This is a genomic window from Massilia sp. IC2-278, from assembly GCF_020708045.1.
In the GTDB taxonomy this organism is placed as follows: domain Bacteria; phylum Pseudomonadota; class Gammaproteobacteria; order Burkholderiales; family Burkholderiaceae_D; genus Telluria.
Genome location: NZ_JAJFES010000004.1, coordinates 179057 through 201608 on the forward strand (window position 1 = coordinate 179057; position 22552 = coordinate 201608).

The following is a 22552-nucleotide window of genomic DNA, read 5'->3' on the forward strand; positions in this document are numbered from 1 at the left end:
TTCAGGCAAGCCCGCTTTTGGTGTATGCTTATGCCCATCGCAACAACGGCTTCACGCCAACTATGCCCGAGTATCCCAGTGACGTCCGATCGGACGCCAAACCCCACCGGTCGCTCTTCGAACGACTGACCGCACTCATCTCCCCTGAGCCAGAAAATCGCACCGAGCTGCTCGAAGTGCTGCACGAAGCACACGAGCGCAAGCTGATCGACGCCGACGCCCTGTCGATGATCGAAGGCGTGTTCCAGGTCTCGGACCTGTCGGCACGCGACATCATGGTGCCACGCTCCCAAATGGACGTGATCGACATCACCGACCCGATCGAGGAATGGCTGCCGATTGTGCTGGAAACCCAGCACTCGCGCTTTCCCGCCATCGAAGGCGAGCGCGACAAGGTCGTCGGCATCCTGCTGGCCAAGGATTTGCTGCGTTATTACACCGAAAAGACCTTCGACGTGCGCGCCATGCTGCGCCCGGCGATCTTCATTCCCGAGTCGAAACGCCTGAACGTGCTGCTGCGCGACTTCCGCGCGAACCACAACCACATGGCCATCGTCGTCGACGAGTACAGCGGCGTGGCCGGCCTCATCACCATCGAGGACGTGCTGGAGCAAATCGTCGGCGACATCGAGGACGAATACGATTTCGACGAGGAAGAAGACAATGTCCTGTCGATCAAGGAAGGCCAGCAAGGGCCGCGCTGGCGCGTGAAAGCGCTGACCGAGATCGAACAGTTCAACGACGAAATCGGCGCCGACCTGCCGGCCGACGACGCCGACACCATCGGCGGCTTCGTGGCGAGCCACCTCGGCCGCATGCCGCACAAGGGTGAAGAGTTCACCCTGGGCAACCTGCAATTCGAGGTGCTGCGCGCCGACGCCCGCCAGATCCACGTGCTGCTGGTCGAAAAACTGCCGCCGTCCCTGCACAAAGACGACGACGACTGATGCTGCTGCGTCGCCGTTCAACGCCCGCTCCGGCCGCGGATCCTGCCTCGCGTGGGTCGCGGCCATCCGCCGCATCCCTGGTCGTGGCCGCCCTTGCCGGCGGCGCTTCCCTGTTCTCCTTCGAACCCTTCGGCTGGTGGCCGATCCAGTTCGTCCTGCTAGCCTGGCTGTTCTACCAGGTCGGCCTGGGCAGCTCGGTCAAGCGCGCCACCCTGCTCGGCTGGGCCTTCGGCTTCGGCTGGTCGGTCGGCGCCATGTTCTGGCTGTACACCTTCATGACCCGCTTCGCCCATTTGCCGGGCATTCTCGGTGTGATCGGCGTGGTCCTGCTTGGCCTTTACATGGGCCTGTTCGGCGCATTTGCCACGGGTGTCTCGGCCTGGCTGCGCCAGCGCTGGTCGCTGCCGATCTCCGCCTTCGTGCTGCTGGTGCTGCCGGTGGCCTGGGGCGTGTCGGAGTGGATGCGCGGCTGGGTGTTCACTGGCTTCCCCTGGTCGGTGTCGGGCTATGCGCACGACGCTTCGCCGCTGGCCGGCTTCGCGCCGCTGATCGGCGTGTACGGCATCGGCGTGGTCGTCGCCCTGTGCGCCGGTTGCCTGGTGATGCTGACCCAGCGCGCGCGGGTTCCAGCCATCGCCCTGCTGGCGGTGGTGATGGCGGCCGGCGCCGGTTTGCGCACCGTGGAATGGACCCAGGTGACCGGTAACCCGCTCACAGTGCGTCTGCTGCAAGGGAATATCCCGCAAGACCAGAAGTTCGACTACGCCTTCCTTACCAGTATCCTGCAGCGTTACCACGGCATGATCACGGCCGCGCCAGCCGACCTGATCGCCACGCCGGAAACCGCGGTGCCCGTGTTCCGCCACCAGCTCGACCCGAGCTACCTGAACAGCCTGCAAGGCTTTGCCACCTCCAGCGGCAGCACCCTGGCCATCGGCATGCCGCTGCTCGACGGGCCGCAGCAATATGCGAACAGCGTGGTCACGGTCGGCCCGTCGCCATCGGCACAGTCCTATCGCTACGACAAGGCCCACCTGGTCCCCTTCGGCGAATTCATCCCGCCCGGCTTCCGCTGGTTCACCGACATGCTGAACCTGCCGCTGAACGACGCCACCCGCGGCAAGGCGCTGCAGGCGCCGTTCGCGGTGAAGGACCAGCTGGTGCTGCCGAACATCTGCTACGAAGACGTATTCGGCGAAGAGATCGCGTATCAACTGCGCGCGGCGCCCCGTCCGGCAACGATGCTGCTGAACATGTCGAATTTGTCCTGGTACGGCCAGTCAAGCGCGGTGCCCCAGCACTTGCAGATCTCGCGCATGCGCACCCTGGAAACCGGCCGTCCGATGCTGCGCGCGACCAACGACGGCGCCACCGCCGTGATCGACCACCGCGGCCAAATGACCCACCTGCTGCCCTTCTATACCGAGGGCACGCTCACGGCCACCGTGCGCGGCACGACCGGCATGACGCCCTTCATCCGCTTCGGCAACCTGGGCTTCCTGTTCCTCGGCGCCCTGGCGCTGGCCGGCGCCTGGTTCGCCGGACGCAGTTACCGCCAACATCAGCACAAGAAAGAGGCCAATCTCGTATAGATGAGTTGAATCCGGCCCCAGAAGGCCGGTAAAACCCGCTAGAATTGGTCATTTGGCAAACTTACCGTGACCGCGGCTTGACGCCTGCGGCGCCCCATCGAGATGCTTACATTCCAACAAATCATCCTGACCTTGCAAACCTACTGGGACAAGCAAGGTTGCGCCCTGCTCCAGCCGTATGACATGGAAGTCGGCGCCGGCACCTTCCACACCGGCACCTTCCTGCGCGCGATCGGCCCCGAGCCTTGGCGCGCCGCCTACGTGCAGCCCTCGCGCCGCCCGAAAGACGGCCGCTACGGCGAAAACCCGAACCGCCTGCAGCACTATTACCAGTACCAGGTGGTACTGAAGCCGGCGCCGGAAAACATCCTCGATCTCTACCTCGGCTCGCTCGAAGCCCTGGGCCTGGACCTCAAGAAGAACGACGTGCGCTTCGTCGAGGACGACTGGGAAAGCCCGACCCTGGGCGCCTGGGGCCTGGGCTGGGAAGTCTGGCTGAACGGCATGGAAGTCACCCAGTTCACCTACTTCCAGCAAGTCGGCGGCCTCGATTGCAAGCCGGTGCTGGGCGAAATCACCTACGGTATCGAGCGCCTGGCGATGTACCTGCAAGGCGTGGAAAACGTCTACGACCTGGTCTGGACCGAATGGGAAGAAAACGGCGTCAAGAAGACGCTGAGCTACGGCGACGTCTTCCACCAGAACGAAGTCGAGCAGTCGACCTACAACTTCGAGCACGCGAACACCGAGCTGCTGTTCCAGGCTTTCGCCAACCACGAATCCGAAGCCAAGCGCCTGATCGAACTGGAACTGACGCTGCCGGCCTACGAGCAGATCATGAAGGCCTCGCACAGCTTCAACATGCTGGACGCGCGCGGCGCCATCTCGGTGACCGAACGCGCCGCCTACATCGGCCGCGTGCGCACCCTGTCGCGCCTGGTGGCCCAGGCCTACTACGATTCGCGCGAGAAGCTCGGCTTCCCGATGGCTCCCGGTGCAGCCAAGGCTGCTGCCTGATCGTCGACCAGATAAGAACATGAATATGAACCAGACTCTCCTCGTCGAAATCCAGACCGAAGAACTGCCGCCGAAGGCGCTCGTCAAACTCGGCGCCGCCTTTGCCAACGGCATCGCGAACGGCCTGAAGGCGCGCGACTTCCTGGAAGGCGACTCCGTCGTCACCGCCCACGCCACCCCGCGCCGCCTGGCCGTCAGCATCACCAACGTGCGTGACACCTCGCCCGATAAATCGATCCGCGAAAAGGTGCTGCCGGTCTCGGTGGCCCTGGACAAGGAAGGCAATCCGAGCGCCCCGCTGGCCAAGAAGCTGGCCGCCCTCGGCTTCCCCGACCTGCAGATCAGCGACCTCGAACGCGCCCAGGACGGCAAGGCCGAATCCTTCTTCTACACCTACACCGCGAGCGGCAGCGCATTGGCTGGCGCCCTGCAGGACGTGCTGCAGGAAACCGTCGCCAAGCTGCCGATCCCGAAGGTCATGAGCTACCAGCGCCCGGACGGCGCCACCGTGCAGTTCGTGCGCCCTGTGCACCTGCTGCTGGCCCTGCACGGCGAGCAGGTACTGCCCCTGAACCTGCTCGGCCTCGAAGCCGGCCGCGTCACCATGGGCCACCGCTTCCTGTCGCACGGCGGCGAGATCACGGTCCCGCACGCCGACCAGTACGCTGCCGTGCTGGAAAGCGAAGGCAAGGTCCTCTCCAGCGCCGAAGCGCGCAAGGAAAGCATCCGCAGCCAGCTGCTGGAAAAAGCGGGCGGCGACCAGGTCCTGATGCCGGAATCGCTGCTCGATGAAGTGGCGGCCCTGGTCGAATGGCCGGTGGTCTATGAGTGCAAGTTCGAGGACGAATTCCTGGCCGTGCCGCAGGAATGCCTGATCCTGACCATGCAGACCAACCAGAAATACTTCGCCCTGACCGATGCGAATGGCAAGCTGCGCTCGCGCTTCCTGATCGTCTCGAACATCGCGACCGATGACCCGTCGGCCATCGTCGGCGGCAACGAGCGCGTGGTGCGCCCGCGCCTGTCGGACGCCAAGTTCTTCTTCGAGCAGGACAAGAAGAAGACCCTGGAATCGCGCCTGCCGCTGCTGGCCAACGTGGTCTACCACAACAAGCTGGGCACCCAGGCCGAGCGTACGCAGCGCGTCACGCGCCTGGCCGGCGCGATTGCCAATCGCCTCGGCTACGACGTGCAGCTGGCCGAACGCGGCGCCCAGTTGGCAAAAGCCGACCTGCTGACCGACATGGTCGGCGAGTTCCCCGAGCTGCAAGGCATCATGGGCACCTACTACGCGCGCCACGACAAGGAGCACGAGGAAGTCGCCCTGGCCGCGTCCGAACACTACCAGCCGCGCTTTGCCGGCGATGCCCTGCCGACCACGAACACCGGTCTGGCAGTCGCCCTGGCCGACAAGCTGGAAACCCTGGTCGGCATCTGGGCCATCGGTTTGCAGCCGACCGGCGAAAAGGACCCGTTCGCACTGCGCCGCCACGCCCTGGGCGTGATGCGCATGCTGGTGGAAAAACGCCTGCCGCTGTCGCTGTCGGAACTGCTGGCTGATGCCGCCGCCGTCTTCGAAGGCCAGGCCGCATTCAAGGACCCAACGACCGAGGTGAAAGCCTTCATGCTGGACCGCCTGCGCGGCATGCTGCGCGAGCGCGGCTTCACGCCGAACGAAGTCGAGGCGGTGCTGGCCCAGAACCCGGACCGCGTCGACGACGTGGTGCAGCGCCTGGAAGCGGTGCAGGCTTTTGCCGCCCTGCCGGAAAGCGCCTCGCTGGCCGCCGCCAACAAGCGCATCACCAACATCCTCAAGAAGAACGAGGAAGCGATGCCGCAGGACGCCGCCATCAAGCGCGAACTGCTGGTGGAACCGGCCGAAAGCGCGCTGGCCGCCAAGATGGGCAGCCTGGAGTCGCGCGTGGACAGCGCATTCGCCGCGAGCGATTTCGCCGGCGCCCTGAAGACGCTGGCGCAGATGCGCGACGAGGTCGACGCCTTCTTCAACGATGTGATGGTGATGGCCGAGGACCTGGCGCTGCGCAACAACCGCCTGGCCCTGCTGGCCGAACTGCACGGCATGATGAACCGCGTGGCCGACATCTCGAAGCTGGCCGCCTAAGACAATCGCACCATGAAGCTGATCATCCTCGACCGCGACGGGGTCATCAACCACGATTCGCCGGACTTCATCAAGAGTCCGGCCGAATGGGTGCCGATTCCCGGCTCGCTCGAGGCGATCGCGCGCCTGAACCAGGCCGGTTACCGGGTCATCATCGCCTCCAACCAGTCCGGCATCGCGCGCGAGCTGTTCGACATGCCGACCCTGAACGCGATCCACCAGAAGATGCACAACGCCGCCCAGCTGGTCGGCGCCGACATCGACGCGGTGTTCTTCTGCCCGCACGCGGCCATCGACAACTGCGACTGCAGGAAGCCGAAGGCCGGCATGTTCGAGGAGATCAGCAAGCGCTTCAAGGTCAGCCTGAAAGGCGTGCCGACCGTCGGCGATTCGCTGCGCGACCTGCAGGCCGGCTTCATCAGCGGCTGCATTCCCTATCTCGTTTTGACCGGCAAGGGCGAAAAGACCCACCAGACCGGCGGCCTGCCTCCAGGCACCCAGGTGTTCCCGGACCTGGCCGCGATGGTCACTGCCTTCCTGAAATCACCGTCCACCACCAGCCCCACCTGACTCCGAAAGAGAGCACGTTCTTGCGTACCGTCGTCCCGTTCCTGCGTTCCCTGCTGTTTACCATCGTGATGGTGCTCGCCACCGTGGTCTGGGCCTGCGTCTGCTTCCTGGCCGCGCCCCTGCCCTACAACAAGCGCTTCTGGGTGACCTCGCGCTGGAACGTCTTCATCATCTGGTGCGCGAAGGTCATTTGCGGCATCCGCTACGAATTCAAGGGCTACGAGAACCTGCCGGACGCGCCGGCGGTGGTCCTCTCGAAGCACCAGTCGGCCTGGGAAACCATCGCCCTGCTGCCGAATCTCACGCGCCCGCTGGTCTTCGTCTTCAAGAAGGAGATCCTGTACATTCCCTTCTTCGGCTGGGCCATGGCCCTGCTGCGCATGATCCCGATCGACCGCAAGGAAGGCAAGAACGCCTTTGCCCACGTGGTCCGCCACGGCAAGCGCCGCCTCGCCGACGGCCAGTGGATCATCATGTTCCCCGAAGGGACGCGCATCCCTGTTGGAAAAAAGGGAAAGTACAAGAGCGGCGGCACCCGGCTTGCCATCGAAACCGGTGCCGTTGTCGTGCCGATCGCGCATAATTCAGGTGAGTGCTGGCCGAAGAATTCGTTCATCAAGCGTCCCGGTTTGGTGACCGTCTCGATCGGCAAGCCGATATCGCCGCTGAATCACACTCCCGACAGCCTGATGCAAGAGGTCGAAAATTGGATAGAATCAGAAATGCGCGTCATTTCGCCCCACGTCTACACCGGTGGCTGAACGAAGTCGGGAACCTGATCACCGCCTCTTCTTCGCAGCAAAGCATGAACGCACCCAAGCCGGACGGGTCCCAGCTGGACCTATTCGCACGCGACCCGCGCCTCGACCCATGGCGGGCGCCCGCGCCGCCGGCAGCCAAGCCGGCGCCGCCCCGCATCACGCTTCCCTCCCCGCCGCGCACGCCCGACGATCCGCCCCTGAAGCGCATCGTGCTGGGCCAGTATGCGGTCGACTATGAACTGAAACGCTCCACGCGCCGCTCGATCGGCTTCATGATTGACGACGACGGCCTGCACGTGACGGCGCCGCGCCGCGCCACGCAGCCATCGATCGAGGAAGCGATCCGCGCCAAGCAGCGCTGGATCCTGACCAAGCTGCACGAACGCGGCGAACGGCGCGCGCGCCACGCCCAGCGCGAGCCCTTGCGCTGGGAAGACGGCGCGCGCCTGCCTTACCTGGGCGGCGAGATCGTCCTGCGCCTGGAGCCGGCGGCGCGCAGCCACTGCGTGTTCGATGCGCAGACGCGCGAGCTGAAGATCGGCGTCACGCAGGGGCTGACGGAGTGGCAATTGAAGGAACGTGTGAAACTGTGGTTCCATGCCGAGGCCAAGCGCCTGTTCACCGAAAGGCTGGATTTCTATGCGCCGCAGCTGGATGTGCATTACCGCTCGATGACCCTGTCGTCGGCCGGCACGCGCTGGGGTTCGTGCACGGTGGCGGGGAATATCCGCCTGAGCTGGCGCCTGATCCATTACCCGCTGGCGCTGATCGACTACGTGGTGGTGCACGAACTGGCCCACCTGCGCGAGATGAACCACAGCCCGGCGTTCTGGGCGGTGGTGGGGTTGGTGTACAAGGACTACGACGGCGCGCGGCTGGAGCTAAGGCGGCGCTCGCATGAGATGCCGGTGTTGTTTGCGGAATGAGGCGGGGGCGTTCGCGTCGTGGTTCGAATGATCGAAAGTTGTACCGCGTGGGGTCATTGAAGCCGGGGGCTTCAATGACGAGCCCACCCTACGGATCTCGATCATGCATATCGAATGATCGGATGGTGTACCGCATGGGCACAAGTGCCCACCCTACAAAACCGGTTTTCGTAGGGTGGACTCCCGAGTCCACGCTGTATAGAACATTAAAATACCGCGACGCTGTTCATGCCGCCAGCGTGCGCTTAGCGCAGCGCATTCTCCCGCCGCGCATCCGCCAGCAACTGCATCCCGCGCTGCTGCGCCTCGTTCAGGCAGCGGAACGGAATCGGCAGCGTCCCGCGCTTCAGGACCATCATGAACCCGCGCGAATAGGTGCGCACGGCCGTCACGTCGGCCCAGTCGATCAGGGTCACGCCGCCGCTGGTGCGCACGATGCCGTGGCGGTCGATGGTGAATTCATAGGTGCGCTTGCCGCGCCGGAGCAGCACGAAGTGCATGGCCGCGCTGGCGGTGCTCTTGATGCGCAGGTAGAGGCTGGCAGGCCAGCGGATGCGGCGGCGCCGGATCAGGAAGCCGCCGTGCTGCCACATGAAGCCGATGTATTCGCGCAGCGTGTAGCGGACAAAGAAATGCAGGTCGCATAAGACTGCCGCGGCGGGGCTGGATGGTGCACCAGTGGTGGCACCAGCGCCGTTACCCATACCAGATGCGGCACTGTAGAAACCTTCGTCGCTGCCATCGGCAGGTTGATGGGCCATGATCGCCATCGGTTGTCCATTGCGTGCCGGTCCCGGGTGATTTGACGACAACATGCGCATCCCCTTTTCTACCGAACTCAAAAAGCAATGGTATCAAAAGCTAGGCGATAATCCGTTGCAAGAGTTCAACAGTGCGCAGGGTGGCGCCGCGGTGGCGCCCGGCCCAGGCCGCGGCCTGGGAACCCATCGCCGCGCGCGCGCCGGTGTCCCGCAGCAGGTGCGCCGCCTGCGCCACCAGCGCATCGGCATCGGCCACGCGCACCGCCCCACCGGCCGCCACCGCCTCGTTCGTCGCATCCAGGAAGTTGAAGGTGTGCTCGCCCACCAGCACGGGCTTGCCCAGCGCGCAGGCCTCGATCAGGTTCTGCCCGCCCAGCGGCAGCAGACTGCCGCCGATGAAGGCGCAGTCGCAGGCGGCGTAATAGGCGAACATCTCGCCCATCGAGTCGCCCAGCAGCACGTCGGCGTCGACGCCGGCCGTGTCCTCTGTTGTGTCTATCAGCTGCGACCGCCGCTGCAGCGACAGGCCGCGCGCCGCCACCAGCTGCGCCACCTCGTCGAAGCGCTGCGGATGGCGCGGCACGATCGCCAGTAGCGCATGCGCCGGCTTGCCAGCCAGGCGTCCCCAGGCATCCAGGATCAATTCTTCTTCGCCGTCGCGCGTGCTGGCGCACAGGAATGTCGGCCGTGCGCCGATCCGTGCGCGCAGCCAGGCGCCCTTCGTTAAAGCCGCCTCGGGCGGCAGCACGTCGAACTTGATGCTGCCGGTGACCGCCACCTGCGATGCGCCCAGCGAGCGGATGCGCTGCGCATCGTCATCGGTCTGGGCGGCGACGGTCGTGATTGCGCGCGCCGCATCCATCATGATGCCGCCGAAGCGCTGGCCGCGGCGCAGCGAGCGCTCGGACAGGCGCGCATTCACCAGCGCCACCGGCACCTTCTCGCACGCGCAGCCGGCGATCAGATTCGGCCAGACCTCGGTCTCCATCAGGATGCAGACCCGGGGCCGGAAGTGGCGCAGGAAGCGTCGCACCATGAAGCCGGTATCGTAGGGCAGGAATGATTGCACGACGCGCTCGCCGTGCTTGCCGAACAGCGCGGCGCCGGTGGCGCGGCCGGTCGGCGTCATGTGGGTCAGCAGGATGCGGCAATCGGGCCAGCGCGCCAGCAGCGCTTCGACCAGCGGCTCGGCGGCGCGCGTTTCGCCCACCGACACGGCGTGCACCATGAAGGTCCGGCGTGCGGGCAGGCGTGCGCCGTAGAAGCCCAGGCGCTCGCCGATGTGGCGGCGGTAACCCGGCTCCTTGCGTCCGCGCCACCACAGGCGCCCCAATACCAGCGGCAGCGCCAGCCACCAGAGCAGCGAATACAGGGAACGGTTCATACGGTTTGCAGCAGGCCACGGGCCGCGGCGATGACGTCGTCGGCAGACGGCGGCGCGCCCATCTCGCCCAGGTTGACGATGCGCGGCGACCAGTTGCCTTCGGTCTTCCACTTCGGCGAGTCGGCATAGATTTCCACCGTCGGCCGGTAGAAAGCGGCGGCGATGTGGGTCAGGCCGGTATCGACGCCGATTGCCAGCGCGGCCTGCTGGGCCACGATGACGGCATCCATCATCGACAGTTTCGGCAGCACGCGCGCGTTCGGGATGCCGGCGGCCAGCGCCTCGGCTTCCTGTCTTTCCTTCTCCGATCCCCAGGGCAGCAGCACCGGCATCGGCGCCAGCGCATTCCCGAGCGCGATCCAGTTCTGCGGCGCCCACTTCTTGGCGTCGCGCGCGGTTCCGTGGAAGAACACGGCATAGCCTTCCTGCGGCAGCCCGTCCGGCCTCGGCACGGTGTCCGGCGCCGGCAGGCCGAAGTCCGGCGGCGTGTCGACCGCGTAGCCGAGCGCGGCGCCCGCCACCAGGCGCCCGCGCGCCACCGCGTGGGTGCGCGGGTCGAGCGGAATGCTCTCGGTGTGGAAGAAGCGCGAGATGCCCTCGTAGCCCGAGCCTTCGCTGCCGTTGGCCAGGCCGACCTTGCGTCCGCCCGGCTTGATGCGCGCGGCGCCCATGATCACGCCGGTCTTCAGCAGGCCCTGGGTGTCGAACACGAGGTCGTATTCTTCCTCGCGCAGGCTGCGCCAGAAGGCTTTCATCTCGGCGCGGGTCTCGGGTTTGCCGAGGCCCTTGCGCCAGCGCCGCAGCGCGAACGGGATGATCTTGCGTACGTGCGGGTTCAGGCGCACCAGGCTGACGTAGCCTTCCTCGACCACCCAGTCGATCGTCGCATGCGGATGGTGGCGCAGCAGGTCGGCCACCATCGGCAGGTTATGCAGGACGTCGCCCAGCGACGATACCCGCACCAGCAGAATCTTCATGCAGGCTCGCTTCAGAACGGCAGTTCGGCTTCCGGTTTGGCGGCCAGGATCACGCTACGGAATTCATCCTGGATGCGCGCCAGCGCTTCCGGATTCTCGCCCTCGAAGCGCAGCACGATCACCGGCGTGGTGTTCGAGGAACGCGCCAGGCCGAAGCCGTCGGCATACTCGACGCGCAGGCCGTCGATGTCGTTGATCTTCTCGGAGCTCGGGAACTTCGCATCCGCACGCAGCTTGTCCATCAGCGCGAAGTTCTCGCCTTCCTGCAGGTGCAGGTGCAGTTCCGGGGTGCTGGTGGCGATCGGCAGCGCGTTCAGCACGCTCGACGGGTCGGCGTGGCGAGTCAGCAGTTCCAGCATGCGCGCGCCCGAATACAGGCCGTCGTCGAAGCCGTACCAGCGGTCCTTGAAGAAGATGTGGCCGCTCATTTCGCCGCCCAACGGGGAACCGGTTTCCTTCAGCTTGGCCTTCACCAGCGAGTGGCCGGTCTTGTACATCAGGGGACGGCCGCCGTGCTGCTCGATCCACGGGCCCAGGTGGCGCGTGCACTTCACGTCGTACAGGATCTCGGCGCCCGGGTTGCGCTCCAGGACGTCGGCCGCGAACAGCATCATCTGGCGGTCCGGATAAATGATGTGGCCATCCTTGGTGACGATGCCCAGGCGGTCGCCGTCGCCGTCAAACGCCAGGCCGATCTCGGCGTCGCTGCTCTGCAGCGCGCGGATCAGGTCCTGCAGGTTTTCCGGGTGTGCCGGGTCCGGGTGGTGGTTCGGGAAGTGGCCATCGACTTCGCAGAACAGTTCGACGACTTCGCAGCCCATGCCGCGGTACAGGTCGCCCGCAAAGGCACCGGCCACGCCGTTGCCGCAGTCGACCGCGATCTTGATCGGGCGCGCCACTTTCACGTCGCCGACGATGCGCTCGATGTAGGCGGCGCGGATGTCGTGGGTCGAATAGGCGCCCTTCTGCTCCGCGTCCTTGCCGTCGTGCGCCTGGATGCTGTCGTACAGGCCGGTGATGGCGTCGCCGTAGATCGCTTCGCCGGCCAGCACCATCTTGAAGCCGTTGTAGTCGGGCGGGTTGTGGCTGCCGGTGACCATGATGCCCGAGCGCGTGCCTTCGAGGACGTTGGTGGCGAAATAGACCATCGGGGTGGCGACCATGCCGAGGTCGACGACGTCGACGCCGGCGGCCTGCAGGCCTTCGGCCAGGGCGGCGGCCAGGGCCGGGCCCGACAGGCGGCCGTCGCGGCCGATCACGACCTTGCGTTCGCCCTTGGCCAGCGCGGCCTTGCCAAAGGCTTGGCCGATGCTGCGCGCCACGCCGGCGTCGAGCGTGCTGTCGATCACGCCGCGGATGTCATATGCCTTGAAAATCGTCTTGGAGAGAGCAACCATGTTTTACCTTGATGAGTCCGGCGTCGAGCATGCACAGGCCACCGCTTGTGCGGAAAGCGCGCAGCTTCGCCAAATGTTAGAGGGATGACAAAACAGGGAGTATTGTAGCGGCAAGCGCGGCCAATGGGGAAACCCATTGGCCGCATTGCGCGGTGCATTCGCCGGCGAGCGCCGGCGAACGGAGGCATTACATGCGAATCAAATGCGAATCAAATACGCGCCGCGCGTGCGTCGAATGAATATCAGACGAGCATCGAGCGGGCGATTCGAATGCGCATTACCGCATCAAACGCGCAGCTTGTCGAGCGACTTGCCGCCTTCGACCCATTCCTTGACCCATTTCGGTTGACGGCCGCGGCCGGTCCATTGCTGGGATTGGTTATCCGGGTGACGGTAACGCACGGCGACCGAGCCGGTTTTCGCACCGCGGGCATTGGTGGCGATCAGATCTTTCAGCGGTACGCCCACGCTCTGGGCAATTGCCAGGATTTGTTCGCGCGCCTTCTGCACTTCCTGTACTTCGCGCTTTTTCATTTCCTGTTTGATTTGCTCCTGCAGGTTGCGCAAATCACCTACCGACATATTTGACAGATCCATCTTCGTTCCTCGAGAGTTGGGTTAATCCAATTCAGGTGAATTCTCACCAAATGTCGCAATATACTACATTGGCGATTTATTGCCAGTCCTTCTTGCGCCAAATCAGCCAGCGTGGGGACCTGAATCGAACAATACGCGCATACAGCCAGAGGTAGCTGATAACGAACAATAAACAGAAAATTATCAGTACGCTTGTATTCTGCCAGAATAAAGTCGCCGGTATCACCGCCATGAGCGAAAAAAGCCACAAATACGGCGAGGTCCGCGCATTGCGCTTCAGCAGTGCGCGCGCTTCTTTTCTGCCCACCGTCCACCTCACCACGCGCCGGAAAATCAGGCTGTGCAGGTGGATCCCATCGGGGACGGCAGGCGATTTGCCGCGCACAAACATGCGCCGATAAGCGGAAAATACCGTTTCGAATGCAGGATAAATCAGCAGCAATGCCGCATACCAGGTCGATACTTCGGGATTACGCATCACCAGCAGCAATGCCAGTTCGCCGAGCATGAATCCAATAAAGTAGGCGCCGCCATCGCCAAGGAATATCAGGCCCACCGGGTAATTCCAGACCAGGAAGCCGGCGGTGGCGCCGGCCACCGTCAATGCCGCCACCAGCACGAATACGTCGCCCACCTGCAAGGCCACGTAGGCGAGCGAGAGCAGCATGCAGATGGTCACCATGCTGGCCAGGCCATTGAAGCCGTCGATGATATTCACCGCGTTCGCAATGCCGGCCACGGCCAATACCGTCAGCGGCAGGACGATCCAGGCCGACAGCGAATAAACGCCGAATGGCAGATCGAGGCGCGCGATTTTCGCATCCAGCAGCATGTAAGCCAGCCAGGCGCCCGCCATGGTCAGCAGCAGCCGGCGCGAGGCGCGCACGGTGCCGGTGTAATCCTCGACGATTCCGCCGCTGAAGGCGACAAGGGCGCAGAACAGCAGCGCCGGCATGGTGTGTACCAGCGGCGGCTCGCGCCAGATCGAAATCGACGCACTAACGACGACCGCGAAATAAATCGGCAAGCCGCCGATACGCGCCACCAGGTGCGTATGGGCGCGCTGCACACCCTGGAAATCGCTGTCGAGCGCAGGCTCGTACAATTTTGCCTGCTTGATGACAAGCAGGGTCAGCAGGGTGGAACAGATAAAGCTTACCAGGAAAGAGAACATGGTTATCCAGCGGTTCCGACTCGGCAGGCAGCGGCCTGCGGCGCAATATGGCCGGGCTGTACGACAATACGAAACACACGCGGGCACCTGCCGCAATGCCGGACACCCTGGGGCGGCATTGCGCCATTCCTGCAGAAAGCGTATTTACATTGTAACCGGATAAGCTTCCCAGCCCGAACACATCAGTTTATCGTGCCGCCTCGAGGCACGATTGAGCGAAATCGGGTGTGGCGGAAATGCCGACGGAGCTAACTTTACAGAAACAAACCTGGAGAAACGGCTTGCGGAAGCGATATTGAGCCGAAGGAGCAAACCTCAGGAAAAATCATAAGCCTCGGCGTCCTGCAAAAGCTGGCCCTTGCGGTCTTTTTCCGAGATGACCGGCGCGCCCGCCAGCGGCCAGTCGATTCCCAATGCCGGGTCATTCCATAAAAGAATGCGCTCATGCGCAGGCGACCAGTATTCGGTAATCTTGTAGGCGCATTCGGCGCCTTCGCCCAGCGCCAGGAATCCATGGGCAAAACCGGGCGGTATCCATAATTGGCGCCGGTTTTCTTCGCTGAGCACGGTCGACATCGCGCGCCCGAAATGCGGCGAACCACGGCGCATGTCGACCACCACGTCGAATACCGCGCCTTTTACCACGCGCACCAGTTTGCCCTGGGCCAGCCCAACCTGGTAATGCAGGCCGCGCACGGTATTCGGCCGCGATACCGACTGGTTATCCTGGACGAATTCCACCTGCAAGCCGGTGGCCTGCGCAAAGGCGCGCGCATTGAAGGTTTCGAAAAATACGCCGCGGTCGTCCGCATGCACGGCCGGTTCGATCAGCAGGACCCCGGGAAAGGCAGTGGCCAGCACCTTCATGTCAGCACCCATCCATTCGGCGGCTGCGGCGGGAATTCGATGGAGTGTCTGGCATTGGAAACAGGTCTTTCGGGTTTGGGCAGGGCCGCCATTGTCGGGGCGATCGGCGGGCGCCGCAAGCCGCCTGCGAACCGGCCACCGCTGAAATCATTTAGTATGCAGGCACGGCACCTGCCGGCATTATCGAACAAGAACAGGCGCGGTGGCGCGCAGCCGCCGCGCGCAACAAACACACACGATGAAAACATATGTCATAGGCGACCTCCAGGGTTGCGCCCACGAGGCCCAGGCCCTGCTCGACAAGATCGCCGACGATGCGGGGGGCGAGGCCCGCATCCTGTTTGTCGGCGACCTGATCAACCGCGGCCCGGAATCGCTGATGGCGCTGCGGCGCATGAAGGCGCTGTCGGAAGCGAGCGCGGGCCGGGTCGAGGCCCTGCTCGGCAACCACGACCTGCACCTGCTGGCGGTGGCCGTCGGCGCCCAGAAGGCGAGCAAGTCCGACACCCTGGACGAGATTTTGGCCGCCCCCGACCGCGATGAGCTGATCGCCTGGCTGCGCCAACGCCCGCTGGCGATGTTCGTCGACGCCCACCTGATGGTGCACGCCGGCGTGGCGCCGCAATGGGACGCGGCCCAGACCATGGCCCTGGCCGGCGAAGTCGAGGCCATGCTGCGCAGCGGGCACTGGATCGATTTCCTGTCCCAGATGTACGGCAACCAGCCGGACCGCTGGGACGACGAACTGGAGGGCATTCCGCGCCTGCGCTGCATCGTCAACGCCCTCACCCGCATGCGCCTCTGCCTGCCGGATGGGACCATGGACTTCGCGCACAAGGAAAGCGAGAACGGGCCGGAAGGCTCGGGGCTGGTGCCCTGGTTCGATCTGCCGGGACGGCGCACGAATGAGGTGACGGTGGTGTTCGGGCACTGGTCGGCGCTGGGGCTGGTACTCAGGCCGAACCTGGTGGGACTGGACAGCGGTTGCGTGTGGGGCGGGAAGCTGACCGCGGTGTGCCTGGACGACCGGACGCTGTTGCAGGTGGATTGTCCGGAGTATCGGCCGCACGCCGGCAAGGCGTGACCGGGTTTTACGTGGGGCGGACCGTCGTACCGCCGAGCGCCGTGGCCACCGCATCATGCGCCGCCTGCGCCAGCTCGCGCCGGTGCGCCCCCACCGCATCGATCGGCGCCAGCGGCTGCAGCCGCGCCCGGATCGGCCCGCCGCGCAGGATCGTGAAAATGCTGTCGACAAAGGTGATCTCGCCGACATAGTCGACGTTCGGATGCCACGCCCCCGTCTCGTCGAGGTAGCTCAGCGCGCAAGGCTGCACCGCCACCCCGGCATCGATCGCCGCCTCGAACAGATTCGCATGGAAAGGCAGCACCTGCCCCTGGTGCGCCACCGTCCCTTCCGGGAAGAAGGCCACCCGCTCGCCCAGCGCCAGCACGCCGACGATGCCCTTGAAGATGTGGCGCAGCTCGCGCCGGTTGCCACGCGCGATGAACACGGTGCCGGCCGCCGCGACCAGCCAGCCCAGCACCGGCCAGGCGCGGATCTCGGCCTTGGCGACAAAGCGGCAGGGGTACAGCGAATTGATGACGAAGATGTCGAGCCAGGAGATGTGGTTCGAGACGAACAGCGCGTGCTCCAGCACCGCGCTGCCCGGCGCCGTTTCCACGCGCACGCCGCAGATGCCCAGCAGCCGGCGCGACCAGCGCCGCGTGACGGCGTCGCGCAGGCCGCGCCGCGCCCACGGGAAGACGAGCGCGCAGGCGCCCAGCCCCACCAGCAGGTGCAGGAAAACACGCGCAAGGCGCCAGGCTAGCCGCAAACGGATCATGGAGGAGGAAAGATGAACGCGGCGCCGTGGAGCGCCGCGCCGTGCCTGTTAGCGCCGTTATGAACGCAGATAAGCGATGCGCCCGCCCACCACCGTGGCGCGTACCTGCCCGGTGACCTCGAAGCCGAGGAAAGGCGTGTGCTTGCCCTGGCTGGCCAAGGCCGCGCCGTCGACCGTCCAGCGTGCATCCGGGTCGAACACGACCACGTCGGCCGCCGCGCCCGGGGACAGCCGGCCGGCCGCCAGGCCCGCGGTGCGCGCCGGCTGCGAGGTGATCTTCGCCAGCGCGCGCAGCAGGGCCTCGTTGCCGTGCAGCTCCTCGGCCCACTTCAGGGTCAGCGACAGCAGCAGTTCCAGGCCGGTGGCGCCGGGCGAGGCCTCGGCAAACGGCAGCAGCTTTTCGTCGTCGTCGACCGGGGTGTGGTCCGAGCAGATGGCGTCGATCGTGCCGTCGACCAGGGCGGCGCGGATGGCGTCGCGGTCGCGCTGGCTGCGCAGCGGCGGCGTCAGGCGCGCGTTGGAGTCGAAGAAGCCAATGTCGGCGTCGGTCATGTGCAGGTGGTGCACGCCGACGTCGCAGGTGACCGGCAGGCCCTCGGCTTTCGCCGCGCGCACCAGCTCGATGCCGGCGGCCGACGAGATGCGGCACAGGTGGACCCGTGCGCCGGTCGAGCGCACCAGCTCGAAGATGGTGTGCAGGGCGATGGTCTCGGCCATGACCGGCACGCCGGACAGGCCCAGGCGCGAGGCCAGCGGGCCGCTATGGGCCACGCCGCCGCGGCCGATGTGGGCATCCTGCGGACGCAGCCAGACCGTGTAGCCGAAGGTTTTCGCATACTGCAGCGCGCGTAGCAGCACGTTGGTATCTAAAATCGGCACTTCGGCCTGGGCGAAGCCGATGCAGCCGGCCTCGGTCAGTTCCGCCATCTCGGTCAGCGCCTGGCCCTTCAGGCCCATGGTGAGGGCGCCGAGCGGGTGGACGTTGGCCAGGTCGAGGTTGCGCGCGCGGTGTTTCAGCATCTCCACCAGGCCCGGCTCGTCGAGCACGGGGTCGGTGTCGGGCGGGCAGACCAGGGTGGTCACGCCGCCCTGCACCGCCGCCTGCATCTCGGACTCCAGCGTGGCCTTGTATTCGTAGCCCGGCTCGCGCAGGCGCGCCGACAAGTCGACCAGGCCGGGGGCGACCACCATGCCGCTGGCGTCGATGGTGTTGTCGGGCGCGAAGCCGTCGGGCGCCTCGCCCACCGCCGCCACCTTGCCGTCGGCGATGAACAGGTCCGCGACGCGGTCGATGCCGTTTGCCGGGTCGATCAGGCGCCCGTTCTTGATATGAAGTTTCATGCGTGCGAAGTTCAAGCCCTGCCTCCCGCCAAAATACTCATCACTGCCATGCGCACCGCGATGCCGAAGGTCACCTGCGGCAGGATCACGGCCTGCTTGCCGTCGGCCACCGCCGAATCGATTTCCACGCCGCGGTTCATCGGACCCGGGTGCATCACGATGGCATCGGATTTCGCCAGCGCCAGGCGCTCCGACGTCAGGCCATAGCTCTTGAAGTATTCCTGGGCCGAGGGCAGCAGCGCGCCCGACATGCGTTCGTTCTGCAGGCGCAGCGTGATGATCACGTCGACGTCCTTCAGGCCTTCCTCGATGTTGTTAAACACGCGCACGCCCATGTGTTCCAGGCCGCCCGGCAGCAGGGTTTGCGGGCCGATGGCGCGCACTTCCGGCACGCCCAGCGTGGTCAGCGCGTGGATGTCCGAACGCGCCACGCGGCTATGCAAAATGTCGCCGACGATCGCCACGCGCAGCTTGGTGAAGTCCTGCTTGTAGTGGCGGATCGTGTACATGTCGAGCAGGCCCTGGGTCGGGTGCGCATGGCGTCCGTCGCCGGCGTTCACGACGTGGATGTCCTTCTGGCCCATGCGGTTCAGGTGCTCGGCGATCAGGTAGGGCGCGCCCGACTGCGCGTGGCGCACCACGAACATGTCGGCGTGCATGGCCGCCAGGTTGTCGATGGTGTCGAGCAGCGACTCGCCCTTGGACGTCGACGAGGCCTGGATGTTCAGGTTGATGACGTCGGCCGACAGGCGCTTGGAGGCGATCTCGAAGGTGGTGCGGGTGCGCGTGCTGTTCTCGAAGAACAAATTGAACACGCTTTTCCCGCGCATCAGCGGCACCTTTTTCACTTCGCGGTCAGAGATGCCGACGAAACTCTGGGCGGTGTCGAGGATGTGGTGGATGATCGCCTTCGGCAGGCCCTCGATGGTCAGCAGGTGTTGCAGCTCGCCGTTCTTGTTGAGTTGCGGATGATTATGCAGTTTCGGCATTGTCGTCTTCGATGGTCAGCGAGAGTTGGCCGGCCGCATCGCGCGCCAGCGACAGCGATTGGCCCGGTTCGAGCGTGGTGCGCACGCCGACGAAGTCGGGCGCCACTGGCAGTTCGCGCCCGCCGCGGTCGGCCAGTGCCGCCAGCCGGATGCACTGCGGGCGGCCGTAGTCGAACAGCACGTTGATCGCGGCGCGCGTGGTGCGGCCGGTGAACAGCACGTCGTCGACCAGCACGATGGTGGCGCCGTCGACGTTGAAGCCGATGTGGGTCGGCTTCACGTCCGGGTGCAGGCCCTTTTTCGCGTAGTCGTCGCGGTAGAACGAGACGTCGATGAAGCCGAGGCGGTTCTTCAGGTCGAGGTCGCCGGCCAGGCGCTCGGCCAGCCAGGCGCCGCCCGAATGGATGCCGACGATGGCGGCATCCGGCACGCCGGCAAGGCCCGTGCGTACCTGTTCGAGCAAGGTGCGGTACAGCGCCTCGGCATCGAAGTCGATGTTAGTTGTTGGCATGGTCGTCAAAGTACTGTTGCAAAATGATGGCGGCCGCTTTCGCGTCGATGCGCTCGCCGCGCTTGGCGGGGATGACGGCGGAGGAATAGCGTTCGTCGACCAGTTCGACGGGGAGGTTGAAGCGGCCGTGCAATTGGTTGGCGAAGCGGCGCGCACGCAGGGTCATGTCGTGCTCGGCGCCGTCGGGATGGCGCGGCTCGCCGACGACCAGGCGCGCCGGGCGCCATTCGTCGATCAGCGCGCCGATCAGCTTGAAGCGGGTGGCATTGTCGACGGCATCGACAATGGAAAGCGGCTGGGCTTGCCCGGTGAGGGTGTTGCCCATCGCGATGCCGATGCGTTTGACGCCGAAGTCGAATCCAAAAACGATGTCAGGCATTGTCACGCATGGCCGGCCTCGGTGGCGAGCATCATCGGGTCGATGCCCAGCAGTTTGATGGCGGCATTGTAGCGCTCCTCGATCGGCAGGTCGAACAGCACGTGGGCGTCGGCCCCTACCGTCAGCCAGCCGTTACGCGCGAGTTCTTCTTCCAGCTGCCCCGGGCTCCAGCCGGCGTAGCCGATCGAGACCAGCATGCGTTCCGGACCGGTGCCGCCGGCGACCGCTTCCAGCACGTCGATCGAGGTGGTAAAGGCGACTTCCTCGGTGACGTTCAGCGAGGACGAATAGCGCCCGCCCGGGCTGTGCAGCACGAAGCCGCGGTCGTCCTGGACCGGGCCGCCGAACATGATCGGCTCGTCCACCACGCCGGAACGCAGGCCGTCGGCCACCTTCAGGTCGATGCGGTCGAACAGCACGTCCATGGTCATGTCGGTCGGCTTGTTGATGACGACCCCGAGCACGCCTTTTTCGTTGTGCTCGCAGATGTACACCACCGCGCCGCCGAAGATCGGATCTTCCATGGACGGCATGGCGATGAGGAAATGGTTAGCTAAATTCAACCCAGACGCGGCCGGACCGATGTTTCCCAGGGTTTCGCTTCCCTGTGACAGGCCGGCCATGGGCAGAGTGGTGACGACTTTACTCTTCTTCATACGCTGACTCTCTCTTGGCTGACGCGCTGATTGTCCACTAGTATCCAGACTACAACATTGGGTTTTTCATTAGTTTACACTGAAACGCCGGGCGGCCACCCGGCAGCGTGGTTTGCGCGCGGCAGGCATGCCGACACAGCGGCCGTAACGAAGGATACAAGCGGAAGGATACAAGCCAGTAAAATAGCGCGTCGCCTTCTATGACGCGTTGACTGAACACACAATGATTCCAATAAGCAAGTCCCTGGTCTGGTTCCGGCGCGACCTGCGCGCTTTCGACCATGCAGCATTGCACCATGCATTGCGCGCTTCCAGCGCCGTCTACTGCGTATTCGTCTTCGATACCGACATCCTGGCCAGCCTGCCGCGCGACGATCGCCGCGTGCGTTTCATCCACGCCAGCCTGCTCGAGCTGGACGCCGAGCTGCGCCGCCTTGGCGGTGGACTCATCGTGAAGCAGGGCCCGGCACGCGCGGTCATTCCCGCGCTGGCGGCCGAACTCGGGGCGGAAGCGGTGTATGCGAATGCCGACTACGAACCAGGCGCGGTCGAACGCGATGCCGTCGTCGCCGAGGCGCTGGCCGCTGACGGGCGCCAACTGCTGGGTTTCAAGGACCAAGTGGTATTCGAGCGTAGCGAAGTCTTGACGCAAACCGGCAAGGTATATGGCGTGTTCACGCCGTACAAGAATGCCTGGCTCAAGCGACTGGCGGCCGAGCCGGCAGCGGTGGCGCCGTGGATGATCGAACCGCATGCGGCCGCCTTGGCGCCGCCTGGGGAATCGCACATCCCGAGCCTGGCCGAACTCGGCTTCGACGACGGCCCCCTGCCCGCCCCGGCCGGCATGTCGGGCGCCACAGCACTGTTCGAAGGCTTCCTGCCGCGCCTGGCCGCCTACGGCACGGCGCGCGACTTCCCGGCGCAGGCCGGAACCTCGCAGCTGTCGATCCACCTGCGCTTCGGCACCACCTCGGTGCGCCACCTGGTGCGCACCCTGCAGCAAATGATGGCGATGGGGGCCGGCGGCGGCGGCGCACCGGTGTGGCTGTCGGAACTGGTGTGGCGCGATTTCTACGCGATGATCCTGTCGCACCATCCGCACCTGCCCGAGCGTTCGTTCAAGCCGGCCTTCGATGCGGTGGCGTGGGAAGCGGGGCCGGAGGCGGACGCGCTGTTCGCGGCCTGGTGCGAGGGACGCACCGGGTATCCGCTGGTCGATGCGGCCATGCTGCAGCTGAACCGCACCGGCTTCATGCACAACCGCCTGCGCATGGTGACGGCCAGCTTCCTGGTCAAGGACCTGGGGATCGACTGGCGCTGGGGCGAGCGCTACTTTGCGCTGAAGCTCAACGACTACGACATGGCGTCGAACGTCGGCGGCTGGCAGTGGGCGGCATCCACGGGGTGCGACGCGCAGCCGTGGTTCAGGATCTTCAATCCGGTGCGGCAATCGGAGAAGTTCGATGCGCGCGGGGAGTTCATCCGGCAGTATCTGCCGCAGCTGGCGAAACTCGATGCGCGCGACGTGCATGCGCCGTGGCTGGTGCCGGCGGATGAACTGGCGGCGTGCGGGGTGGTGCTCGGGAGGGATTATCCCGAGCGGGTGGTGAAGCATGATGAGGCGCGGGAGCGGACGCTCGAACGATTTGCTGTGGTGAAGGCAGCCGCGCAGCTTATCGATTGATCGGCGGTTGAACCGCGTGGGCTCGAGAGCCCACCCTACGAAACCCCGCCGTCGTA

Annotated in this window: 22 protein-coding genes; 9 read left to right on the forward strand and 13 right to left on the reverse strand. The window is 65.2% G+C overall.

What is annotated here, in order from left to right; translation table 11 throughout:
* The first annotated feature begins 62 nt into the window (after nt 1-62).
* The 7 genes from LK540_RS10685 (at nt 63) to LK540_RS10715 (ending at nt 7935) form a co-directional block, all read left to right on the forward strand.
* Nucleotides 63-947 (forward strand): HlyC/CorC family transporter, encoded by an 885-nt coding sequence (locus LK540_RS10685; RefSeq protein ID WP_229437282.1) that lies wholly within the window; start codon nt 63-65, stop codon nt 945-947.
* 83 nt (nt 948-1030) lie between these two features.
* The gene (gene lnt / locus LK540_RS10690; protein WP_229437283.1) at nt 1031-2539 is read left to right on the forward strand and encodes an apolipoprotein N-acyltransferase; all 1509 of its coding nucleotides are present in this window, start codon (nt 1031-1033) and stop codon (nt 2537-2539) included.
* A 102-nt stretch (nt 2540-2641) separates the two neighbouring features.
* Nucleotides 2642-3556 carry a glycine--tRNA ligase subunit alpha gene (glyQ, locus tag LK540_RS10695; protein ID WP_229437284.1) on the forward strand — a complete coding sequence of 305 codons (915 nt, stop codon included), beginning with the start codon at nt 2642-2644 and terminating at the stop codon, nt 3554-3556.
* A 25-nt stretch (nt 3557-3581) separates the two neighbouring features.
* Nucleotides 3582-5678 (forward strand): glycine--tRNA ligase subunit beta, encoded by a 2097-nt coding sequence (gene glyS / locus LK540_RS10700; RefSeq protein WP_229437285.1) that lies wholly within the window; start codon nt 3582-3584, stop codon nt 5676-5678.
* Nucleotides 5679-5690: 12 nt separating this feature from the next.
* Complete coding sequence (gmhB, locus tag LK540_RS10705) at nt 5691-6248, forward strand: D-glycero-beta-D-manno-heptose 1,7-bisphosphate 7-phosphatase (RefSeq protein ID WP_229437286.1); 558 nt, start codon at nt 5691-5693, stop codon at nt 6246-6248.
* A 68-nt stretch (nt 6249-6316) separates the two neighbouring features.
* Nucleotides 6317-7009 carry a 1-acyl-sn-glycerol-3-phosphate acyltransferase gene (locus LK540_RS10710; RefSeq protein ID WP_229437480.1) on the forward strand — a complete coding sequence of 231 codons (693 nt, stop codon included), beginning with the start codon at nt 6317-6319 and terminating at the stop codon, nt 7007-7009.
* Nucleotides 7010-7053: 44 nt separating this feature from the next.
* Entirely contained in the window at nt 7054-7935 is an 882-nt protein-coding gene (locus LK540_RS10715) for a M48 family metallopeptidase (protein ID WP_229437287.1), read from the forward strand.
* Between the two features lie 245 nt (nt 7936-8180).
* Here the strand turns inward: LK540_RS10715 and LK540_RS10720 are convergent, their stop codons facing one another.
* From LK540_RS10720 to rfbC, 7 genes are all read right to left on the reverse strand, one after another.
* Nucleotides 8181-8696 carry a YcxB family protein gene (locus LK540_RS10720; RefSeq protein WP_229437288.1) on the reverse strand — a complete coding sequence of 172 codons (516 nt, stop codon included), beginning with the start codon at nt 8694-8696 and terminating at the stop codon, nt 8181-8183.
* 100 nt (nt 8697-8796) lie between these two features.
* Entirely contained in the window at nt 8797-10080 is a 1284-nt protein-coding gene (gene waaA, locus LK540_RS10725) for a lipid IV(A) 3-deoxy-D-manno-octulosonic acid transferase (RefSeq protein ID WP_229437289.1), read from the reverse strand.
* Entirely contained in the window at nt 10077-11057 is a 981-nt protein-coding gene (gene waaC, locus LK540_RS10730) for a lipopolysaccharide heptosyltransferase I (RefSeq protein WP_229437290.1), read from the reverse strand. Before waaC ends, waaA begins: the two co-directional genes overlap by 4 nt.
* 11 nt (nt 11058-11068) lie before the next feature.
* Nucleotides 11069-12454, reverse strand: coding sequence for a phosphomannomutase/phosphoglucomutase (locus LK540_RS10735; RefSeq protein ID WP_229437291.1), 1386 nt, complete (start codon nt 12452-12454; stop codon nt 11069-11071).
* A 285-nt stretch (nt 12455-12739) separates the two neighbouring features.
* Complete coding sequence (locus LK540_RS10740) at nt 12740-13051, reverse strand: H-NS family nucleoid-associated regulatory protein (protein ID WP_229437292.1); 312 nt, start codon at nt 13049-13051, stop codon at nt 12740-12742.
* A 76-nt stretch (nt 13052-13127) separates the two neighbouring features.
* The gene (locus LK540_RS10745) at nt 13128-14225 is read right to left on the reverse strand and encodes a glycosyltransferase family 4 protein (protein WP_229437293.1); all 1098 of its coding nucleotides are present in this window, start codon (nt 14223-14225) and stop codon (nt 13128-13130) included.
* A 315-nt stretch (nt 14226-14540) separates the two neighbouring features.
* A complete protein-coding gene (gene rfbC / locus LK540_RS10750; protein ID WP_229437481.1) occupies nt 14541-15092 on the reverse strand; it encodes a dTDP-4-dehydrorhamnose 3,5-epimerase in 552 nt (183 codons plus the stop codon).
* Nucleotides 15093-15330: 238 nt separating this feature from the next.
* On the opposite strand from rfbC, the gene LK540_RS10755 reads away from it, so the two are divergent.
* Nucleotides 15331-16176, forward strand: coding sequence for a symmetrical bis(5'-nucleosyl)-tetraphosphatase (locus tag LK540_RS10755; RefSeq protein ID WP_229437294.1), 846 nt, complete (start codon nt 15331-15333; stop codon nt 16174-16176).
* A 7-nt stretch (nt 16177-16183) separates the two neighbouring features.
* Here the strand turns inward: LK540_RS10755 and LK540_RS10760 are convergent, their stop codons facing one another.
* Genes LK540_RS10760 through LK540_RS10785 form a run of 6 tightly spaced genes read right to left on the reverse strand, consistent with a single transcriptional unit; the run spans nt 16184 to nt 20812 of the window.
* Nucleotides 16184-16933 carry a lysophospholipid acyltransferase family protein gene (locus LK540_RS10760; RefSeq protein ID WP_374041353.1) on the reverse strand — a complete coding sequence of 250 codons (750 nt, stop codon included), beginning with the start codon at nt 16931-16933 and terminating at the stop codon, nt 16184-16186.
* 60 nt (nt 16934-16993) lie between these two features.
* Entirely contained in the window at nt 16994-18277 is a 1284-nt protein-coding gene (locus tag LK540_RS10765; RefSeq protein WP_229437296.1) for a dihydroorotase, read from the reverse strand.
* 11 nt (nt 18278-18288) lie between these two features.
* Nucleotides 18289-19266: an aspartate carbamoyltransferase catalytic subunit gene (locus tag LK540_RS10770; protein ID WP_229437297.1), complete on the reverse strand. Its 978-nt coding sequence runs from the start codon at nt 19264-19266 to the stop codon at nt 18289-18291.
* Nucleotides 19250-19777, reverse strand: coding sequence for a bifunctional pyr operon transcriptional regulator/uracil phosphoribosyltransferase PyrR (pyrR, locus tag LK540_RS10775; RefSeq protein WP_229437298.1), 528 nt, complete (start codon nt 19775-19777; stop codon nt 19250-19252). Before pyrR ends, LK540_RS10770 begins: the two co-directional genes overlap by 17 nt.
* The gene (ruvX, locus tag LK540_RS10780; protein ID WP_229437299.1) at nt 19764-20156 is read right to left on the reverse strand and encodes a Holliday junction resolvase RuvX; all 393 of its coding nucleotides are present in this window, start codon (nt 20154-20156) and stop codon (nt 19764-19766) included. The genes pyrR and ruvX overlap by 14 nt, the downstream gene beginning before the upstream one ends.
* A gap of 2 nt (nt 20157-20158) precedes the next feature.
* Nucleotides 20159-20812 carry a YqgE/AlgH family protein gene (locus tag LK540_RS10785; protein ID WP_374041349.1) on the reverse strand — a complete coding sequence of 218 codons (654 nt, stop codon included), beginning with the start codon at nt 20810-20812 and terminating at the stop codon, nt 20159-20161.
* A 223-nt stretch (nt 20813-21035) separates the two neighbouring features.
* Here LK540_RS10785 and LK540_RS10790 point away from each other — a divergent pair, with 223 nt between their 5' ends.
* A complete protein-coding gene (locus tag LK540_RS10790) occupies nt 21036-22496 on the forward strand; it encodes a deoxyribodipyrimidine photo-lyase (RefSeq protein WP_229437300.1) in 1461 nt (486 codons plus the stop codon).
* Nucleotides 22497-22552: the final 56 nt, after the last annotated feature.

What these genes read in the sequence shown, in the direction of transcription:
- LK540_RS10745 (WP_229437293.1), bottom strand. Translation starts at nt 14,225, where the DNA reads ATGTTCTCTTTCCTGGTAAGCTTTATCTGTTCCACCCTGCTGACCCTG.
- gmhB (WP_229437286.1), top strand. Translation starts at nt 5,691, where the DNA reads ATGAAGCTGATCATCCTCGACCGCGACGGGGTCATCAACCACGATTCG.
- LK540_RS10720 (WP_229437288.1), bottom strand. Translation starts at nt 8,696, where the DNA reads ATGGCCCATCAACCTGCCGATGGCAGCGACGAAGGTTTCTACAGTGCC.
- ruvX (WP_229437299.1), bottom strand. Translation starts at nt 20,156, where the DNA reads ATGCCTGACATCGTTTTTGGATTCGACTTCGGCGTCAAACGCATCGGC.
- LK540_RS10685 (WP_229437282.1), top strand. Translation starts at nt 63, where the DNA reads ATGCCCGAGTATCCCAGTGACGTCCGATCGGACGCCAAACCCCACCGG.
- LK540_RS10740 (WP_229437292.1), bottom strand. Translation starts at nt 13,051, where the DNA reads ATGGATCTGTCAAATATGTCGGTAGGTGATTTGCGCAACCTGCAGGAG.
- LK540_RS10770 (WP_229437297.1), bottom strand. Translation starts at nt 19,266, where the DNA reads ATGCCGAAACTGCATAATCATCCGCAACTCAACAAGAACGGCGAGCTG.
- glyQ (WP_229437284.1), top strand. Translation starts at nt 2,642, where the DNA reads ATGCTTACATTCCAACAAATCATCCTGACCTTGCAAACCTACTGGGAC.
- waaA (WP_229437289.1), bottom strand. Translation starts at nt 10,080, where the DNA reads ATGAACCGTTCCCTGTATTCGCTGCTCTGGTGGCTGGCGCTGCCGCTG.
- rfbC (WP_229437481.1), bottom strand. Translation starts at nt 15,092, where the DNA reads ATGAAGGTGCTGGCCACTGCCTTTCCCGGGGTCCTGCTGATCGAACCG.
- glyS (WP_229437285.1), top strand. Translation starts at nt 3,582, where the DNA reads ATGAACCAGACTCTCCTCGTCGAAATCCAGACCGAAGAACTGCCGCCG.
- LK540_RS10710 (WP_229437480.1), top strand. Translation starts at nt 6,317, where the DNA reads ATGGTGCTCGCCACCGTGGTCTGGGCCTGCGTCTGCTTCCTGGCCGCG.
- waaC (WP_229437290.1), bottom strand. Translation starts at nt 11,057, where the DNA reads ATGAAGATTCTGCTGGTGCGGGTATCGTCGCTGGGCGACGTCCTGCAT.
- LK540_RS10790 (WP_229437300.1), top strand. Translation starts at nt 21,036, where the DNA reads ATGATTCCAATAAGCAAGTCCCTGGTCTGGTTCCGGCGCGACCTGCGC.
- LK540_RS10765 (WP_229437296.1), bottom strand. Translation starts at nt 18,277, where the DNA reads ATGAAACTTCATATCAAGAACGGGCGCCTGATCGACCCGGCAAACGGC.
- LK540_RS10715 (WP_229437287.1), top strand. Translation starts at nt 7,054, where the DNA reads ATGAACGCACCCAAGCCGGACGGGTCCCAGCTGGACCTATTCGCACGC.
- LK540_RS10755 (WP_229437294.1), top strand. Translation starts at nt 15,331, where the DNA reads ATGAAAACATATGTCATAGGCGACCTCCAGGGTTGCGCCCACGAGGCC.
- LK540_RS10785 (WP_374041349.1), bottom strand. Translation starts at nt 20,812, where the DNA reads ATGAAGAAGAGTAAAGTCGTCACCACTCTGCCCATGGCCGGCCTGTCA.
- LK540_RS10735 (WP_229437291.1), bottom strand. Translation starts at nt 12,454, where the DNA reads ATGGTTGCTCTCTCCAAGACGATTTTCAAGGCATATGACATCCGCGGC.
- pyrR (WP_229437298.1), bottom strand. Translation starts at nt 19,777, where the DNA reads ATGCCAACAACTAACATCGACTTCGATGCCGAGGCGCTGTACCGCACC.